General features: G+C 71.9%; 14 protein-coding genes. 8 read left to right on the top strand and 6 right to left on the bottom strand.

Annotated features, from left to right (window positions below; all coding sequences use genetic code 11):
• The 7 genes from GVN67_RS23215 to GVN67_RS23185 all read left to right on the top strand — a co-directional run.
• A partial coding sequence (locus GVN67_RS23215; protein WP_200845370.1) for a dihydrofolate reductase family protein occupies window positions 1-377 on the top strand: 377 nt, incomplete at its 5' end.
• Complete coding sequence (locus tag GVN67_RS23210) at window positions 374-1,372, top strand: zinc-binding alcohol dehydrogenase (RefSeq protein ID WP_159999710.1); 999 nt, start codon at window positions 374-376, stop codon at window positions 1,370-1,372. The genes GVN67_RS23215 and GVN67_RS23210, both read left to right, overlap by 4 nt.
• A gap of 19 nt (window positions 1,373-1,391) precedes the next feature.
• Complete coding sequence (locus GVN67_RS23205) at window positions 1,392-1,793, top strand: 6-carboxytetrahydropterin synthase (RefSeq protein ID WP_159999709.1); 402 nt, start codon at window positions 1,392-1,394, stop codon at window positions 1,791-1,793.
• Window positions 1,790-2,839, top strand: a complete 1,050-nt coding sequence (locus tag GVN67_RS23200) for a glycosyltransferase family 4 protein (RefSeq protein ID WP_159999708.1) — start codon at window positions 1,790-1,792, stop codon at window positions 2,837-2,839. Before GVN67_RS23205 ends, GVN67_RS23200 begins: the two co-directional genes overlap by 4 nt.
• Window positions 2,839-3,675 (top strand): class I SAM-dependent methyltransferase, encoded by an 837-nt coding sequence (locus GVN67_RS23195; protein ID WP_159999707.1) that lies wholly within the window; start codon window positions 2,839-2,841, stop codon window positions 3,673-3,675. Before GVN67_RS23200 ends, GVN67_RS23195 begins: the two co-directional genes overlap by 1 nt.
• Window positions 3,676-3,769: 94 nt before the next feature.
• A complete protein-coding gene (gene otnK / locus GVN67_RS23190) occupies window positions 3,770-5,023 on the top strand; it encodes a 3-oxo-tetronate kinase (protein WP_159999706.1) in 1,254 nt (417 codons plus the stop codon).
• A gap of 10 nt (window positions 5,024-5,033) precedes the next feature.
• Window positions 5,034-5,414, top strand: a complete 381-nt coding sequence (locus GVN67_RS23185; RefSeq protein ID WP_159999705.1) for a methylglyoxal synthase — start codon at window positions 5,034-5,036, stop codon at window positions 5,412-5,414.
• A 254-nt stretch (window positions 5,415-5,668) separates the two neighbouring features.
• Here the strand turns inward: GVN67_RS23185 and GVN67_RS23180 are convergent, their stop codons facing one another.
• The 6 genes from GVN67_RS23180 to GVN67_RS23155 all read right to left on the bottom strand — a co-directional run bounded on the left by GVN67_RS23180 (window position 5,669) and on the right by GVN67_RS23155 (window position 13,055).
• The gene (locus GVN67_RS23180) at window positions 5,669-6,562 is read right to left on the bottom strand and encodes a diacylglycerol kinase family protein (RefSeq protein WP_159999704.1); all 894 of its coding nucleotides are present in this window, start codon (window positions 6,560-6,562) and stop codon (window positions 5,669-5,671) included.
• Between the two features lie 34 nt (window positions 6,563-6,596).
• Window positions 6,597-7,061 carry a GNAT family N-acetyltransferase gene (locus GVN67_RS23175; RefSeq protein WP_159999703.1) on the bottom strand — a complete coding sequence of 155 codons (465 nt, stop codon included), beginning with the start codon at window positions 7,059-7,061 and terminating at the stop codon, window positions 6,597-6,599.
• A complete protein-coding gene (locus GVN67_RS23170) occupies window positions 7,055-8,041 on the bottom strand; it encodes a 2-hydroxyacid dehydrogenase (protein WP_159999702.1) in 987 nt (328 codons plus the stop codon). Before GVN67_RS23170 ends, GVN67_RS23175 begins: the two co-directional genes overlap by 7 nt.
• Window positions 8,042-8,196: 155 nt before the next feature.
• Window positions 8,197-9,258 carry a hypothetical protein gene (locus GVN67_RS29805; protein WP_200845369.1) on the bottom strand — a complete coding sequence of 354 codons (1,062 nt, stop codon included), beginning with the start codon at window positions 9,256-9,258 and terminating at the stop codon, window positions 8,197-8,199.
• 645 nt (window positions 9,259-9,903) lie between these two features.
• Window positions 9,904-11,529, bottom strand: coding sequence for a bifunctional 2-methylcitrate synthase/citrate synthase (locus GVN67_RS23160; protein ID WP_159999701.1), 1,626 nt, complete (start codon window positions 11,527-11,529; stop codon window positions 9,904-9,906).
• Window positions 11,529-13,055, bottom strand: a complete 1,527-nt coding sequence (locus GVN67_RS23155; protein ID WP_159999700.1) for an MmgE/PrpD family protein — start codon at window positions 13,053-13,055, stop codon at window positions 11,529-11,531. Before GVN67_RS23155 ends, GVN67_RS23160 begins: the two co-directional genes overlap by 1 nt.
• A 489-nt stretch (window positions 13,056-13,544) precedes the next feature.
• Between GVN67_RS23155 and GVN67_RS23150 the strand changes: the two genes are divergently transcribed.
• Window positions 13,545-14,598, top strand: a 1,054-nt coding sequence (locus GVN67_RS23150; RefSeq protein ID WP_200845368.1) for a D-alanyl-D-alanine carboxypeptidase family protein, incomplete at its 3' end; no start/stop codon positions are given.

Below are 14,598 nucleotides of genomic sequence, written 5' to 3'. Positions count from 1 at the left end.
GCCTGCTGGCCTGCGCCGAGGACGCCCCCGGCCCCGACACCCATGGCGCCGCGACGGTGCTGCGCATTCCGCGCTCGGCGATCGGCGGGCTCGACCTTTGCGCGCTGCTGCCGCTGCTGGCGGCGCGCGGCCTGCGGCGGCTGTTCGTCGAGGGCGGCGGGTTGACCGTGTCGCGCTTCCTGGCCGCCGGCTGCCTGGACCGGCTGCATGTCACCGTGGCCCCGGTGCTGCTGGGCAGCGGCATCCCCGCCTTCACCCTGCCCGAGGCCGCCCGCATCGCCGACGGGCTGCGCTTCGACTGGGACGTGCATCGCCTCGGCCGCGATGTGCTGTTCGATATTGCCCTGCACCGCGCCCGGCCGGGGGTCTGCCAGTGAAGGCGCGGGCCTTCTGGGCCATCGCGCCCAACGTCGCGGAAATCCGCGAGGAGACGCTGCCCGACGCCACCCCCGACCAGCTGCTGGTCCGCACGCTCGCCACCGGCATCTCCCGCGGCACCGAGCGCCTGGTCCTGGCCGGCCGCGTCCCCGAGGGGCAGTGGGACGCCATGCGCGCGCCGCTGCAGGACGGGAATTTTCCCTTCCCGGTGAAGTATGGCTACGCCGCGGTCGGCCGCGTCGAGGCCGGGCCAGCGGAGAAAATCGGCCAGCGCGTCTTCTGCCTGCATCCGCACCAGGATCTGTTCCTGGCCCCGGCCGCCATGTGCCACCCGGTCCCGGCCGGCGTGCCCGACCGTCGCGCGGTGCTGGCGGCGAATATGGAAACCGCGCTGAACATCGTCTGGGACGCGGCGCCCTTGCCCGGCGAGCGCATCCTGGTCATCGGCGCCGGCGTCGTCGGCTTGCTGGCCGCCTGGCTGATGGCGCGCATCCCCGGCACCATCGTCACCGTCATCGACCCCGATGCCGGCCGGCGATCCGTCGCCGAGCAGCTCGGCGCCCGCTTCGCCGATCCGGAAGACAGCCCCGACGAGCAGGAGCTGATCCTGCATGCCTCGGCCAATCCGGCCGGGCTGCGCCATGCGCTGGGCCATGCCGCCTTCGAGGCCCGCATCCTCGAGGCCTCCTGGTTCGGCGACCGCGCCGTGTCGCTGCCGCTGGGAGAAGCCTTCCATTCGCGCCGCCTGACCATCCGCTCGACCCAGGTCGGCGCCGTGGCACCGGTCATGCGCCACCGCCGCAGCTATGCCGAGCGCATGGCCCTGGCGCTCTCGCTGCTGGACAGCCCGGTGCTGGATGCGCTGGCCGGGCCGGTCGTCGCCTTCGATGACCTGCCGGCGCGGATCGGTGAAATTCTGGGTCCGCCGCCGCCCGGGCAGCTTGCGCCCCTCTGCCCCATCATCACCTACGATCGCATCACCGACGCTTCGTAAAGACAGGATCGCCCGCACGATGTTCAGCCTGACGGTCGCCGACCACATCATGGTCGCCCACAGCTTCCGCGGCGAAGGCTTCGGCCCCGCCCAGCGCGTGCACGGCGCCACCTTCGTCGTCGAGGCCGAGTTCCGCGCCCCCCGCCTGGACGAGGCCAACCTGCTGGTCGACATCGCCGCCGCCCGGGTCGAGCTGCGGAAAATTCTCGACGCCATCGACTACCGCAACCTCGACACCGTCCCGGAATTCGCCGGTCAGAACACCAGCACCGAGTTCCTCTGCCACCACATCCACGGCCTGCTCTCGGCCGCGGTGCAGGATGGCCGCCTCGGCGACAGCGGCCGCAAGGTCGAGGCCATCAAGGTGCTGCTGCGCGAAAGCCCCCTCGCCTGGGCGGCCTATGAGGCGCCGGTCGCATGAGCCAGCGTCTCGCGCTCCTGGTGCCGGGGCCTTTCGGCAGCATCTCCGGCGGCTATGGCTATGACCGCCGCCTGGTCGAGGGCTTTCGCGCCGGCGGCCACGAGGTCCAGGTGGTCGAGCTCGCCGGCCGCCATCCGCTGCCGGACGACGCCGCCGAGGCCTCGGCCCGCGCGGCGCTCGACGCCCTGGCCGAAGGCGTGCGCCCGATCGTCGACGGCCTCGGCCTGCCCGCCTTCGCGCCGATCCTGGACCAGCTGGTGGCGCGCGGCGGCATCGGCCTGATCCACCACCCGACCGCCATCGAGCCCGGCTTCACCGAGGCCGAGCACGCCACGCTGAAGGCCCGCGAAAGCGCCATCTTCCAGAAGCTCCCCCGCCTGGTCGCGACCTCGCGCCTGACCGCCGACCGCCTGCCGCTTGAATTCGGCGCCGATCCCGACCGCATCGGCGTGGTCGAGCCCGGCACCGACCCAGCGCCCCGCAGCATGGGCTCGGGCGGCCCCGGCTGCGCCATCCTTGCCGTCGGCGTGCTGACCAGGCGCAAGGGCCATGACGTGCTGATGAAGGCGCTGGCCCGCCTGCCCGACCTCGACTGGACGCTCACCATCGCCGGCGCCCCGCGCGACCCCGTCCATGCCGAGGGGCTGAAGGCGCTGGCGCAGGAGCTGGCCATCGAGCAGCGCGTCACCTTCGCCGGCGAGGTCACCGCCGAGGCGCTCGAAGCCCTCTACGCCCGCGCCGACATCTTTGCGCTGGCCACCCATTGGGAAGGCTATGGCATGGCCGCCGCCGAAGCGCTCGCCCGCGGCCTGCCGCTGGCGCTGACCGCCGGCGGCGCCATCGCCGACCTGATGCCGAAGGAGGCCGGCGTCATGGCCGCCCCCGGCGACGTCACCTCCCTCTCCCGCGCCATGCGCCGCCCGATCTTCGACCGCGCGCTGCGCGCCGAGATGGCCGAGGCCGCCTGGGCCGCCGGCCAGCGCCTGCCGCGCTGGACCGACCGCGCCGAGGCCTTCGCCGCCGAGATCGATAAGGCCTCCGCCTGATGACCGAGAATTTCGACGGCGACTGGCTCGCCCTGCGCGAGCCCTTCGACGCCCGCGCCCGCGACCCGCGCCTGGCCGCCCGCCTGGCCGCGGCCCTGCCGGCGCGGCCGCATCTGATCGACCTCGGCGCCGGCACCGGCTCCCTGCTGCGCTGGCTGGCGCCGAAGCTGAACCGCGCCCAGCACTGGACGCTGGTCGATGCCGATGCGGACCTGCTGCAGCGCGCCTTCGCCGAGATCGAGGAACGCGCCATCCTCGCCGGCTGGCCCACCACCTGGCCGCGCAGCACCACGCTGCTGGTCCACAGCCCCGCCGGCGCCTGGCGTGTCGAGGCGCTGGTGGCCGACCTCGCCGCCCCGCGCGGCCTGCCGCTCGACAAGGCCGATGCGGTGGTCTGCTCGGCGCTGTGCGACCTGGTCTCGGCCCGCTGGGTGCGCGGCATGGCGGCGTCGCTGACGGTGCCCTTCTACGCCACCCTCAATGTCGACGGGCGCGAGGCCTTCCTGCCGCCCCACCCGATGGACCGCGCCGTCGCCAACGCCTTCCGCCGCGACCAGCAGCGCGACAAGGGCTTCGGCGGCAGGGCGCTCGGGCCCGAGGCCCCCGCCACCATGGCCCGCGAATTCCGCGCCAACGGCTTCGACGTCGTCACCGCCGCCAGCCCCTGGATCGTCCACCCCTCCGCCTCGGTCTTCGCCGACACCCTGGCCCAGGGACACGCCTCGACCGGCAAAGCCACAGCATGGGCCACGGACCGCGGCCGGCAAGCCAAGCGCGGCAAGCTGGGCGCGCGCATCGGACACACCGACCTGCTGGCGCTGCCCCAAAGCAAGTAAGAATCCGGGGGCATTGAATGCCCCCGGACCCCCACATTCATTGGCGCCTGAGGCCACACGGTGTAGAGCCCTGCACCAAGGAGCACAGACGCCAATGCCATTGCTGGGCTGCATCGCCGACGATTTCACCGGCGCCACCGACCTCGCCGCCATGCTCGTCGCCCACGGCATGACCACCATCCAGGTCATCGGCGTCCCGACTGGCCCCCTGCCCGAGGCCGACGCCATCGTGGTCGCGCTGAAGTCGCGCACCGCGCCTGCGAGCGACGCCGTCGCCGACAGCCTGGCCGCCTGCGACGCCCTGCTGGCCGCCGGCGCCAGGCAGATCTTCTTCAAATACTGCTCCACCTTCGACAGCACCGATGCCGGCAATATCGGCCCCGTCGCCGACGCGCTCCTCCACCGCCTGCAATCCGGCTTCGCCCTCGCCTGCCCGGCCTTCCCGGCCAACAACCGCAGCGTCTTCCACGGCCACCTCTTCGTAGGCACGTCGCTGCTCAGCGAAAGCGGCATGGAAAGCCACCCGCTGACCCCGATGCGCGACCCCAACCTGGTCCGCGTGCTGTCCCACCAGACCGAAGGCGGCGTCGGCCTGATCCCCTTCGCCACCGTCGAGGAAGGCGGCCCCGCCATCCGCCAGGCGATCAACCGCCTGCGCGACGGCGGCCGCCGCTACGCCATCGCCGACGCGGTGACCGAGGCCCACCTGCACGCCCTCGGCGCCGCGGTCGCCAACCATGCGCTGGTCACCGGCGGCTCCGGCCTGGCGATGGGCCTGCCGCAGAATTTCCGTGACGCCGGCCTGCTGCCCGACCGCCACGACGCCGACGCCCTGCCCGAGCCGCGCGGCGCCATGGCCGTGCTGGCCGGCTCCTGCTCCCGCGCGACGCTCGGCCAGATCGGCCTGGCGCGCGACTATGTGCCGACGCTGGAGCTCGACGTGCTGGCCACCCCCGACGCCGCCGCGCTGCAGCGCCAGGCGGAGGAATGGCTGGATGCTGGCCATCTGTCGGAAAAGCGCCCCGTCGTCATCGCCGCCTCCGCCGCGCCGGAAAAGGTCGCAGCGCTTCAGGCGAAGCTCGGCCGCGACGAGGCCGGCGCCCTGGTCGAGACCGCGCTCGCCGGCATCGCGAAAGCCCTGATCGCCCGCGGCGTCGGTCGCCTGGTGGTGGCGGGCGGCGAGACCTCCGGCGCTGTCGTGCAGGCGCTGGGCATCGACCGGCTGCGCATCGGGCCGCAGATCGATCCCGGCGTGCCCTGGACCTATGCCGAGCCGGCCGGCCTCCACCTCGCGCTCAAATCCGGCAATTTCGGCGCGCGCGACTTCTTCCTGAGGGCTTTCGCATGAGCATCACCCCGTGAGCATCACCCTGGCCCTCGTGGCGCATGACCGCATGAAGCCGGCGCTGGCCGAATGGGCCGCGCGCCACGCCGCCGAGCTGGCGCCGCACAAGATCATCGGCACCGCCACCACCGGCGGCGTGCTGCGCGAACGCAATCCGGAGCTCTCCATCCGCACGGTGAAGAGCGGCCCGCTGGGCGGCGACCAGCAGATCGGCGGCATGATCGCCGAAGGCGAGGTCCACGCCCTGATCTTCTTCCCCGACCCGCTGGCGCCCCAGGCCCACGACGTCGACGTGAAGGCCCTGCTGCGCATCGCCCTGGTCTACGACGTGCCCTGCGCCTTCAGCCCCGCGACGGCGGATCTGTTGGTGGCGGGTGGGTTGTTGAAGCGATAAGGGGAAGGTCGGGGGAATGAATTCCCCCGAACCCCCATCTTTTTTCTGTACACCGGCCATTCGAAAATCAGCGCCTCACCTGCGCTGTCGTCAGGGCATCACGGCGGGACGCCATTTTTATAAAATCAGCGCCGGCTCAAAGGTCGTGCTGACGCTGGGCCGTGGCGCGTTCTGTCGTCACGTGGACATGGCAATCTGACAGAAAAAAGAAGGGGTCCAGGGGAATTCATTCCCCTGGCCTGCCTCTGTCTTCTCTACCCCTGGCTCTTCGGCGCGAACACCAGCAATTCGCCGGGGAGGCTGCGGTAGCGCAGGGGCGGCTGCATGGTGGTCACTTCGCCGTCGAAGGACACGCGCAGCACCGGCAGGCGGCTGTCGATTTCCACCGCCGTCACGCTGGAATAGACCAGGTCGCGTTCTTCCCGCAGCCGGCCCAGCATCGCCCGCAGTCCCATGCGCAGCAGGCCCAGGCGGCTCTGGTGCTTGGTGACGCAGAGGCACAGCTCGCCGCGGTCCAGCGCGCAGCGGGTGCCGGGGCGCGGCAGGCTGGTCTCGTAGAGGTTGTTGCCGATGAACACCAAGGGCGAGCGCAGCTCCTGCTGCTGCCCTTCGGCGCGCACCACCAGGCGGCGGCGGGTGAAGCGGCGGAAGGCGCGCCAGGCGGCGATCGCCATGGCAGGCCCCTTGCGCCAGCCGCGCTGGCGGCGGCGGCGATCGCGGTCGGCCACCATGTCGGCATAGAGCCCGACCGAGGAATTGTTCACGAAGATCCGGCCATTCACCTCGGCCACGTCGACCGGGCGGGTGGCGCCGGCGGCGATCACCGCGGCGGCCTCGTCCAGCTTCAGCGGCATGCCCAGGTCCTTGGCGAAATGGTTCAGCGTGCCCAGCGGCAGCACGCCGAAGGGCCGCCCGCTGCCCGCCAGGACACTCGCCACGGCGTTGATGGTGCCATCCCCCCCACCGGCCACCACCCCGTCATAGCCGGCCTCCAGCGCGGCCCTGGCGGCCTCCTGCAGCGCGTCCCCGGGCAGCGAGGCGACCTCGGCGGTCACCCCCTGCCGGGCGAAGGCAGCGGCGATGCGGTCGGGCAGGTCGGCATCGCCGGCGCTGCCGCCGGCGGCGTTCAGGAGGATCTTCAGGCGCATGGCGCAACAAGCCCCGAGGCTGGCGCGAAGTTGCCTAGAGCGAGGCCGATCTGTCCAGCCGCTGGATATAGCTGCGCCAGTCGGCGCGCTCGGCGATGCGCTCGTAGAGGGCGATGGCGGCCTGGTCGCCCTCGGGGACGAACCAGCGGAGGTGGGACCAGCGGCGGGCCTCGCCGAGGTCCTTCAGCGCGCCGATGAGCGCGCGGGCGATGCCCTGGCCGCGGGCGGCCGGGCTGACGAACAGGTCGTCGAGCTGGCCGCAGCGGCGGGCGAAGACGGCCTCGGGCAGGTCGTAGAACAGCGCGAAGCCGAGCAGCGCCCCGTCGCGGGACGCCGCCAGCAGCTCCGTGCGCGGGTCGGCGTCCAGCAGGGCGGCGATGGTGGCGCCGTCGGCGGCCTGGCTGCCCTCGAGGACGCCGCGCATCTCGGCGGCATAGGCGCCGAGCAGGGGGGCGAGCGCGCCCCTCTGCCCGGCGGCGACGGGGGCGATGGTCAGCATGCGGTCAGGTCGATCTCATCCTGCAAGGCCTCGCCGCGGAAGAAGCGGCCGAGATTGGCGGTGGCGCCCTCGACCTTGGCCTGCATGGCGTCGAAGGTGCCGGCGGCGACATGCGGCGTCAGCACGACATTGTCGAGGCCGAAGAGCGGGTTGTCCGGCCGCGGCGGCTCCGGGTCGAAGACGTCGATGCCGGCCGAGCGGATGGCGCCCGATTTCAGCGCGCGGGCCAGCGCCGCCTCGTCCAGCACCGGGCCGCGGGCGCAGTTGATGAGGACGGCATCGCGGCGCATGGCGGCAAAGGCCGCGTCGTCGAACAGGTGGTGGGTCTCGGGTGTCGCCGGCAGGTGCAGGGTGACGACCTCCGACTCCCGCAGCAGCTCGGGGAGGTCCACGCGGCGGAAGCCCAGCGCCAGCTCCAGCCCCTCGGGCAGCTTCTGATAGGGATCGACATAGAGGCCGCGCACGCGGAAGGGCTGCAGGAGGGCGGCCACCGCCGAGCCGATCCGCCCCATGCCGACGATGCCGACGGTCCGCCCGCGCAGGTTGCGCGAGACGGTGCGCAGCGCCGTGCCCAGCCATTCGCCGCGCCGCATCGCCGCATCCGCCCGCGGGATATGCTTCAGGCAGGCCAGCATCAGGGCCAGCGCGTGCTCGCTGACCACGTCGGCGGTGCCGGAGGGGTTGATGGCGAGCCGGATGCCGCGGGCGCGCAGCTCGGCGATCGGGGTCTCGCCCTGCCAGCCGACGCCCTGGTGCTGCACCAGCTTCAGCCGCGGCGCGAGCGCCACCCATTCGGGGCGCAGCACATGCGGGGCGACGATCACCGCATCGGCCTCGGCCAGCTTGGCGAGGCGCTCGGCGTCGTCGTTGCTCGACAGCGTCAGCAGCTCGCAGCCTTCCGGCAGGCGGGCGCGCCACATGGCATAGACCGCCTCGGGCGCGTGGCTGAGATAGAGGATGCGGTGCAGGTTCTCGGACATTTCTTCCCCCGGATTCTTCGGCGGGAAGGCTAGGCCAGGGCGCGCCCGCGGCAAAGCCACGCCGGCGGAGAAAGCCGCGCATGAAAAAAGCGCCGCCCCTTCCGGGACGGCGCTTTTCTGTCTGGTGCGCCGGGGCGATGCCCGGCGCGTTCCGCTTAGTTGCCGCTGGCCTCGGCCGGGGCTTCCGGCGCGGGGGCCACGGCGGGCACCGCGTCGAGGATCGGATCGACCTCGACCGGGGCGGCCTTCGGCGCACGCGGCTTGCGCGGCGCGGCGGGCTTCTTCGGCTTCGGCGCGGCGACGGCCTCGACGACCGGGGCGGCGACGGGGGCCTTCGCGGCGCGCGGCTTGCGCGGGGCGGCGACCTTCTTCGGCGCGGCGGCCTTGGGGGCCGCGGCCTTCTTCGCCGGAGCCTTGGTGGCCTTCGGCGCGGCAACCTTCTTGGCGGCCGGCTTCTTCGCCGCCGCCTTGGTCGCGGTCGTCTTGGTCGCGGCCTTCTTCGGCGCGGCGGCCTTGCGGGCGGCCGGCTTCTTCGCCGCCGCCTTGGTCGCGGTCGCCTTGGTCGCGGCCTTCTTCGGCGCGGCGACCTTCTTGGCGGCCGGCTTCTTCGCCGCCGCCTTGGTCGCGGTCGTCTTGGTCGCGGCCTTCTTCGGCGCGGCCGCCTTCTTGGCGACCGGCTTCTTCGCCGCCGCCGTCCTGGTCGCGGCCTTCTTCGGCGCGGCGACCTTCTTGGCGGCCGGCTTCTTCGGCGCGGCGGCCTTGGTCGCGGCCTTCTTCACCGCGGGCTTGCGCGTCGCGGTCTTGGCAGCGGTCTTGGTGGCGGCCTTCGGCGCGGCCTTCTTGGCAGCCGGCTTGCGGGCGGTGGCCGTCTTGGCGGCGGCGACCTTCTTGGCGGCGGGCTTCTTCGCCGCCGGCTTCTTGGTCGCGGTCGCCTTGGCGGCGGCCTTCGGCGCCGCGGCCTTCTTCGCCGCCGGCTTCTTCACCGCGGCAGCCTTGGTCGTCGTCTTGGCGGCGGCCTTCTTCGGCGCGGCGGGCTTCTTCGCCGCCGGCTTCTTGGTCGCGGTCGCCTTGGCGGCGGCCGGCTTCTTCGCGGCCGGCGCCTTGGCGGCGGCGGGCTTGCGGCCGGCGGTGCTCGCCTTGCGCGTGGCAGCGGTGCGGCGCGTCGTGCTCATCGCCATCGGCTGCGCCCGCAGAGTGGTCTCGGTTTCGTCAGTCACGTGCTGGATCTCCTTACCCAAAGATGGATGCCGTGCCGGTCAGCGCAGCCGGTGCAGAATGACCGGGTCAGTCAAGATTCTAGGTGGGCGCCTGCCGCCATGGTGGTGACGCGGCGGATGACCGGCGCAGCGCGAGGTCCCCGGGGCGGCGGCGGAAGTGCTGCCGCCGGATCCGGCCGGTGCCCTGCTGCGCAAATGCCTTTCGCCTGCGACGACCATGTCCACGACTGCCTGCGTCCGCCCCTGCCTGCCTGCCAGGTCCTGCGACGACGGGATATCGGCCCGTCGTCCCATTCCGCATGCCGTACCGTCATCCTTCCGAACCGCGGCACCTCGCTTCGTCCCGATCCGCCAGCCCGCCTCTTGACAGTGCTTCCGCGAATCGCGCTCGTCCGATGCGCGCGTGAGACACGCTATCTTCACGCGCAATCTGCTTGTCAACGAAATCCGCGCCGCGACGTTGCAAATCGCCGCAGCAAATGCGCGATTGATGTGCGAAGCGCGTCGAAAGGGCGGTGGCGCGGCGGCATCGTGTCAAAACCGGGGCGACAAAAAAGCGGCGCCGCATCGCGACGCCGCCTTCTCATCCTCGCTGCGGAGTCCTGCGATCAGCCCCGCCGCGGGGGCTGTCGCCGCCGCCGGGAGTCAGCGCGCCGGAATGCTGCGCTGCGCGGCGCCGGTGTAGCGCGACAGCGGGCGGATCAGCCGGTTGTCGGCCTGCTGCTCGATGACATGCGCGGCCCACCCGGTGATGCGGCTGGCGACGAAGATCGGCGTGAACAGCGGGATGTCGAAGCCCATCAGGTGGTAGGCGGGGCCGGCCGGGAAATCCAGGTTGGGGTGGATGTTCTTGCGCTCCAGCATGGCGCCGGCCAGCAGGCGGCTCATCTCCATCCAGCGCCGGTCGCCGACCACCTCGGCCATCTTCTCGGCATACTTCGTCATGGTGGGGACGCGGCTGTCGCCGTTCTTGTAGACGCGGTGGCCGAAGCCCATCACCAGCGCCTTGTGGTCGAACTTGCCCTCCAGCCAGGCGACCGCCTTCGACGGCTCGCCGATCTCGGCCAGCATGTGCATCACCGCCTCGTTGGCGCCGCCATGCAGCGGGCCCTTCAGCGCCGCGATGCCGGCGGTCACCGCGCCATGCAGGTCGGCCCCGGTGCTGGTCACCGTGCGCGCGGTGAAGGTCGAGGCGTTGAAGCCGTGCTCGGCATAGAGGATCAGCGAGACGTCGAAGGCCTTCACCACCTCGGGCGCCGGCACCTTCCCCAGCACGACGTGGAAGAAGTTCTCGGCGAAGCTCAGCGTGGGATCGGGGTCGACCGGCGCCAGGCCCTTCGACGCCCGGTGGGCGGCGGCGATGGCGGTCGGGATGCGGGCCAGCAGCCGCATCGCCTTGCGCCGCGTGGCGGGCTCGGAGACATCCGCCGTCTCCGGGTCCTCGAGGCCGAGGAAGCTGACCGCGGTGCGGATCGCGTCCATCGGATGGGCGCCCTGCGGGAAGGCGCGGATCACCTGGTGCAGCGCCGGGGTCAGCGCGCGCTCGGCCGCCTCCTCGGCGCGGAAGGCGGCCAGCTGCGCGGCGTCCGGCAGCTCGCCGTTCCACAGCAGATAGGCCACCTCCTCGAAGCTGCAATGCTCGGCCAGGTCCTGCACGGCATAGCCGCGATAGGTCAGGCTGTTGGTCTCCGGCATCACCTTGGACACGGCGGAGACATCGGCCACCACGCCGACCAGGCCTTTGCGGATCTCGGGCTCGGTTTCGCTCATCGACAAACTTCCTCCGTTGCGGGGGCGCGGCATCCAGTTCAGCTGGATGTCCGGCTCCCCTTCCTCGTTGTCGGACCCGTCACCGAAGGCGACCTCCTGGAAGCCTTCGCGGGCGTAGAAGGCGCGGGCGCGGCGGTTGCGGCGGAAGGCGAAGAGCGACAGCGCGCCGCCGCTCTCCGCCTTGGCCAGCGCCAGCAGCGCCGCGCCGATGCCCTGGCCGGTAAAGCCGGGGTCGAGATAGAGATGCAGCACGCGAAGCCCGGGCCAGCTGGCGTCGCGACCGGTGCCCATGTAGCCGAGCACCGCGCCGTCCGGGCCCACGGCGACGCGCACGGCGTGCCGCGCCATCAGGTGGTCGCGCAGCCAGGCGGCGACGGCGGCCTGGCTCCAGGGCTCCGGCAGGCCGGGCATGGCCGCCTGCCGGGCGCGCAGGTAGATCTCTGCCAGTCGGAGCGCATCGGTCCCGGCGGCAGCCCGGACCGACACACCCCGGGGGAGCATCAGAAGATGCCCGCCTTGCCTTCGGCCAGCGTGCCCTTGGGCAGGGCGATGTTGAGGTGGTGCAGCGCGCCCTCCTCCAGCTTCGCCAGGTCCTGCACCACCTCGAGGAAGCGCGCGCTTTCCTTCGGCGCCAGGATGCCGTCGGTCAGGATGCGGAACTTCCGGATGTAGTCATCCCGGCCGAAGGGCTTCGCCCCCAGCGGATGGGCGTTGGCCACCGCCATCTCGTCGACCAGCGTGGTGCCATCCTTGAACAGGATCTCGATGCGGGCGCCGAAAGCCTTCTCGGCCGGGTCGATCGAGTGGTAGCGGCGGGTCCATTCCGGATCCTCCCGCGTCTCGACCTTGTGCCAGAGGCGCACGGTGTCGGCCCGCCCCGCGCGCTTCGGCGCGTAGCTGTCGACATGGTGCCAGGACCCGTCCTGCAGGGCGACGGCGAAGATATACATGATGGAATGGTCCAGCGTCTCGCGCGACGCCTTGGGGTCCATCTTCTGCGGGTCATTGGCACCGGTGCCGATGACGTAGTGGGTGTGGTGGCTGGTGTGGATGGTGATCTTCTCGATCGCCTCCTGGTCGGCGATCTGGCCGCGCATGCGGAAGGCCAGGTCGATCAGCGCCTGGCTCTGATACTCGGCCGAATGCTCCTTGGTATAGGTGTCGAGGATGGCGCGCTTGGCCTCGCCCTTCTCCGGCAGCGGCACCTGGTAGTAGTCGGGGCCATAGACGTCGGCGCGGTTGCTGCGCCCCGACAGCACCCAGGCGATCACCGAATCCTCGCCCTCGTAGATCGGGCTGGGCGCGCCCTCGCCGCGCATGGCGCGGTCCACCGCCTCGACGGCCAGCTTGCCGGCATGGGCGGGCGCGAAGGCCTTCCAGGAGGAGATCTCGCCCTTGCGGCTCTGGCGGAAGGTGATGGTGGTGTGCAGCGCCTGCTGCACCGCCTGGAAGATGGTCTCCTGCTTCAGCCCGAGCAGCGTGCCGATGCCGGCCGCCGCCGAAGGCCCGAGATGGGCGATATGGTCGACCTTGTGCTCGTGCAGGCAGATCGCCTTTACGAGGTCGACCTGGATCTCGTAGCCGGTGGCGAGGCCCCGGATCAGCTCCTTGCCCGAGCGGCCGGTCGCCTGCGCCACGGCGAGCACCGGCGGGATGTTGTCGCCCGGGTGCGAGTAGTCGGCGGCCAGGAAGGTGTCGTGCATGTCGAGCTCGCGCACCGCGGTGCCGTTGGCCCAGGCCGCCCATTCCGGCGAGACCGTCTTCGACGCCCCCAGGCCGAAGACCGAGGCGCCGCCCTCCTTCTTGGCGTGGCCGATCGCCATGGCGCGCGCGGTGGTCGGCGCGCTGCGGTTGATCGCGGCGATGGCGACGGCGGCATTGTCGATGATGCGGTTGATGATCATCTCGGCCACCGGCTTCTGCACGGCGACGCGATCGGTGGCGACGCCCGCGATCTTCCAGGCGAGCTGCGCTTCCCTCGGCAGCAGCGCCTTGGACGGATGGACCTTCACGGGATGCAGTTTCATGGTCAGGCTTTCTCCCTACTCTGTTTGTCGTGGACCGCTTGGCACGGGCGGCGTTGTTGTGCGCTGCCCCCGCGTCATCGTCCATTCGCCATGACGCGGCCGCACGATCCCTTGTCCGTGCCGCCAGGATGAATCCGGAATCCGCCGGCGTCTCGGAGTTTCTTGCGCGGAACGGTCCGGCGGCGCGGCGCGGCGGGCGCCCTGGCCCCGGATCGGCGGCATTTCAACCCCGCGACACGCGCGATGCTCGAGCCTGGCGGCAGATATTTTCCAGCCTGAACAACAGATAAGCGCTTTCTTCTCAGTCGATATCTCGGCATGTTGGGCCCGCTTGCCGGTTGCGCCGGGGGATTGTCGCGCGACCATGGCGGGTGTCGCGCCGGGGACCGGGGGGTCGTCGGCGCCGGCACGGGACAGCACGGGCATCCGGGCTGAGGGGGGACGCGGCCGCGCCGGGGGGTGTCGGCCGCAGCAGGGGGAGCGGGCACCATGCCGCAGCCGATCTTCGCCGCGCGGCAGCGCGCGGCCATCGAGGCCATCGTCGCGCGGCGCTGGCTGCCGCGGCTGCTGGCCGGGCTGGGGCTGACCCTGGCGGTGGCGGCCCTGCTGCTGGCGACGCCGGCCCGGGCGCAGATCGGCGGCAGCCGCTACGCCGCCTTCGTGATGGATTCGAGCACCGGCGAGGCGATCATCTCGGTCAATGCCGACGAGCCGCGCTATCCGGCCTCGCTGACCAAGATGATGACCCTCTACATGGTCTTCGACGCGATGCAGCAGGGCCGCATCACCGCGGCGACCCGCATCTCGGTCTCGCGCCATGCGGCGGGGCAGGAGCCGTCGAAGCTGGGACTGAAGCCGGGCAGCAGCATCACCGTGCGCGACGCCATCCTGGCGCTGGTGACCAAGTCGGCCAATGACGCCGCCGCGGCGCTGGCCGAGCATCTGGGCGGCAGCGAGGTGCAGTTCGGCCGGATGATGACGCGCAAGGCCGAGCAGATCGGCATGCGCAATTCCAGCTTCCGCAACGCCTCCGGCCTGCCCGACGCCAACCAAGTGACGACGGCGCGCGACATGGCGATCCTCAGCCGCGCGCTGATCCGGCATTTCCCCAACCGCTACGGCTATTTCTCGGCGCGCAGCTTCGAGTATCGCGGCCGGACGGTGACCGGCCACAACCGGGTGCTGACCGAATATGACGGCGCCGACGGGCTGAAGACCGGCTTCATCCGCGCCAGCGGCTTCAACCTGGCGGCCAGCGCCATGCGCGACGGGGTGCGGGTGATCGCCGTGGTCTTCGGCGGCGCCACCAGCCGCGAGCGCGACGACCATATCATGGCGCTGATGGACCGCGGCTTCGCCGAGCGTGGCGCCGCCCCCCGCGACGGGATGCTGATGGCCGAGCGCCCCTATGCGCCGCCGCCCGCCGCGCCGCGGCTGGTGGGCGCGGCCAGCGCCGCCACCATGGCCGCCCCGGTGGCCCGCGCCGCGCCCGCCCTGCGCGAGCCGCCGCGCCGGGTGGCCAGCCGCGCGCCCGCGCCTGCCC

Origin of the sequence: Roseomonas sp. 18066, assembly GCF_902706185.1 — a bacterium.
Classification (GTDB): domain Bacteria; phylum Pseudomonadota; class Alphaproteobacteria; order Acetobacterales; family Acetobacteraceae; genus Pseudoroseomonas.
The sequence above is the reverse complement of the archived record's forward strand: the minus strand, read 5'-3'. Positions and strand labels throughout refer to the sequence as shown.

Excerpts from the sequence above, each read along its gene's own strand:
- GVN67_RS23205 (WP_159999709.1), top strand. The coding sequence starts at position 1,392 with ATGTTCAGCCTGACGGTCGCCGACCACATCATGGTCGCCCACAGCTTC.
- GVN67_RS23200 (WP_159999708.1), top strand. The coding sequence starts at position 1,790 with ATGAGCCAGCGTCTCGCGCTCCTGGTGCCGGGGCCTTTCGGCAGCATC.
- GVN67_RS23195 (WP_159999707.1), top strand. The coding sequence starts at position 2,839 with ATGACCGAGAATTTCGACGGCGACTGGCTCGCCCTGCGCGAGCCCTTC.
- otnK (WP_159999706.1), top strand. The coding sequence starts at position 3,770 with ATGCCATTGCTGGGCTGCATCGCCGACGATTTCACCGGCGCCACCGAC.
- GVN67_RS23180 (WP_159999704.1), bottom strand. The coding sequence starts at position 6,562 with ATGCGCCTGAAGATCCTCCTGAACGCCGCCGGCGGCAGCGCCGGCGAT.
- GVN67_RS23175 (WP_159999703.1), bottom strand. The coding sequence starts at position 7,061 with ATGCTGACCATCGCCCCCGTCGCCGCCGGGCAGAGGGGCGCGCTCGCC.
- GVN67_RS23170 (WP_159999702.1), bottom strand. The coding sequence starts at position 8,041 with ATGTCCGAGAACCTGCACCGCATCCTCTATCTCAGCCACGCGCCCGAG.
- GVN67_RS23160 (WP_159999701.1), bottom strand. The coding sequence starts at position 11,529 with ATGCTCCCCCGGGGTGTGTCGGTCCGGGCTGCCGCCGGGACCGATGCG.
- GVN67_RS23155 (WP_159999700.1), bottom strand. The coding sequence starts at position 13,055 with ATGAAACTGCATCCCGTGAAGGTCCATCCGTCCAAGGCGCTGCTGCCG.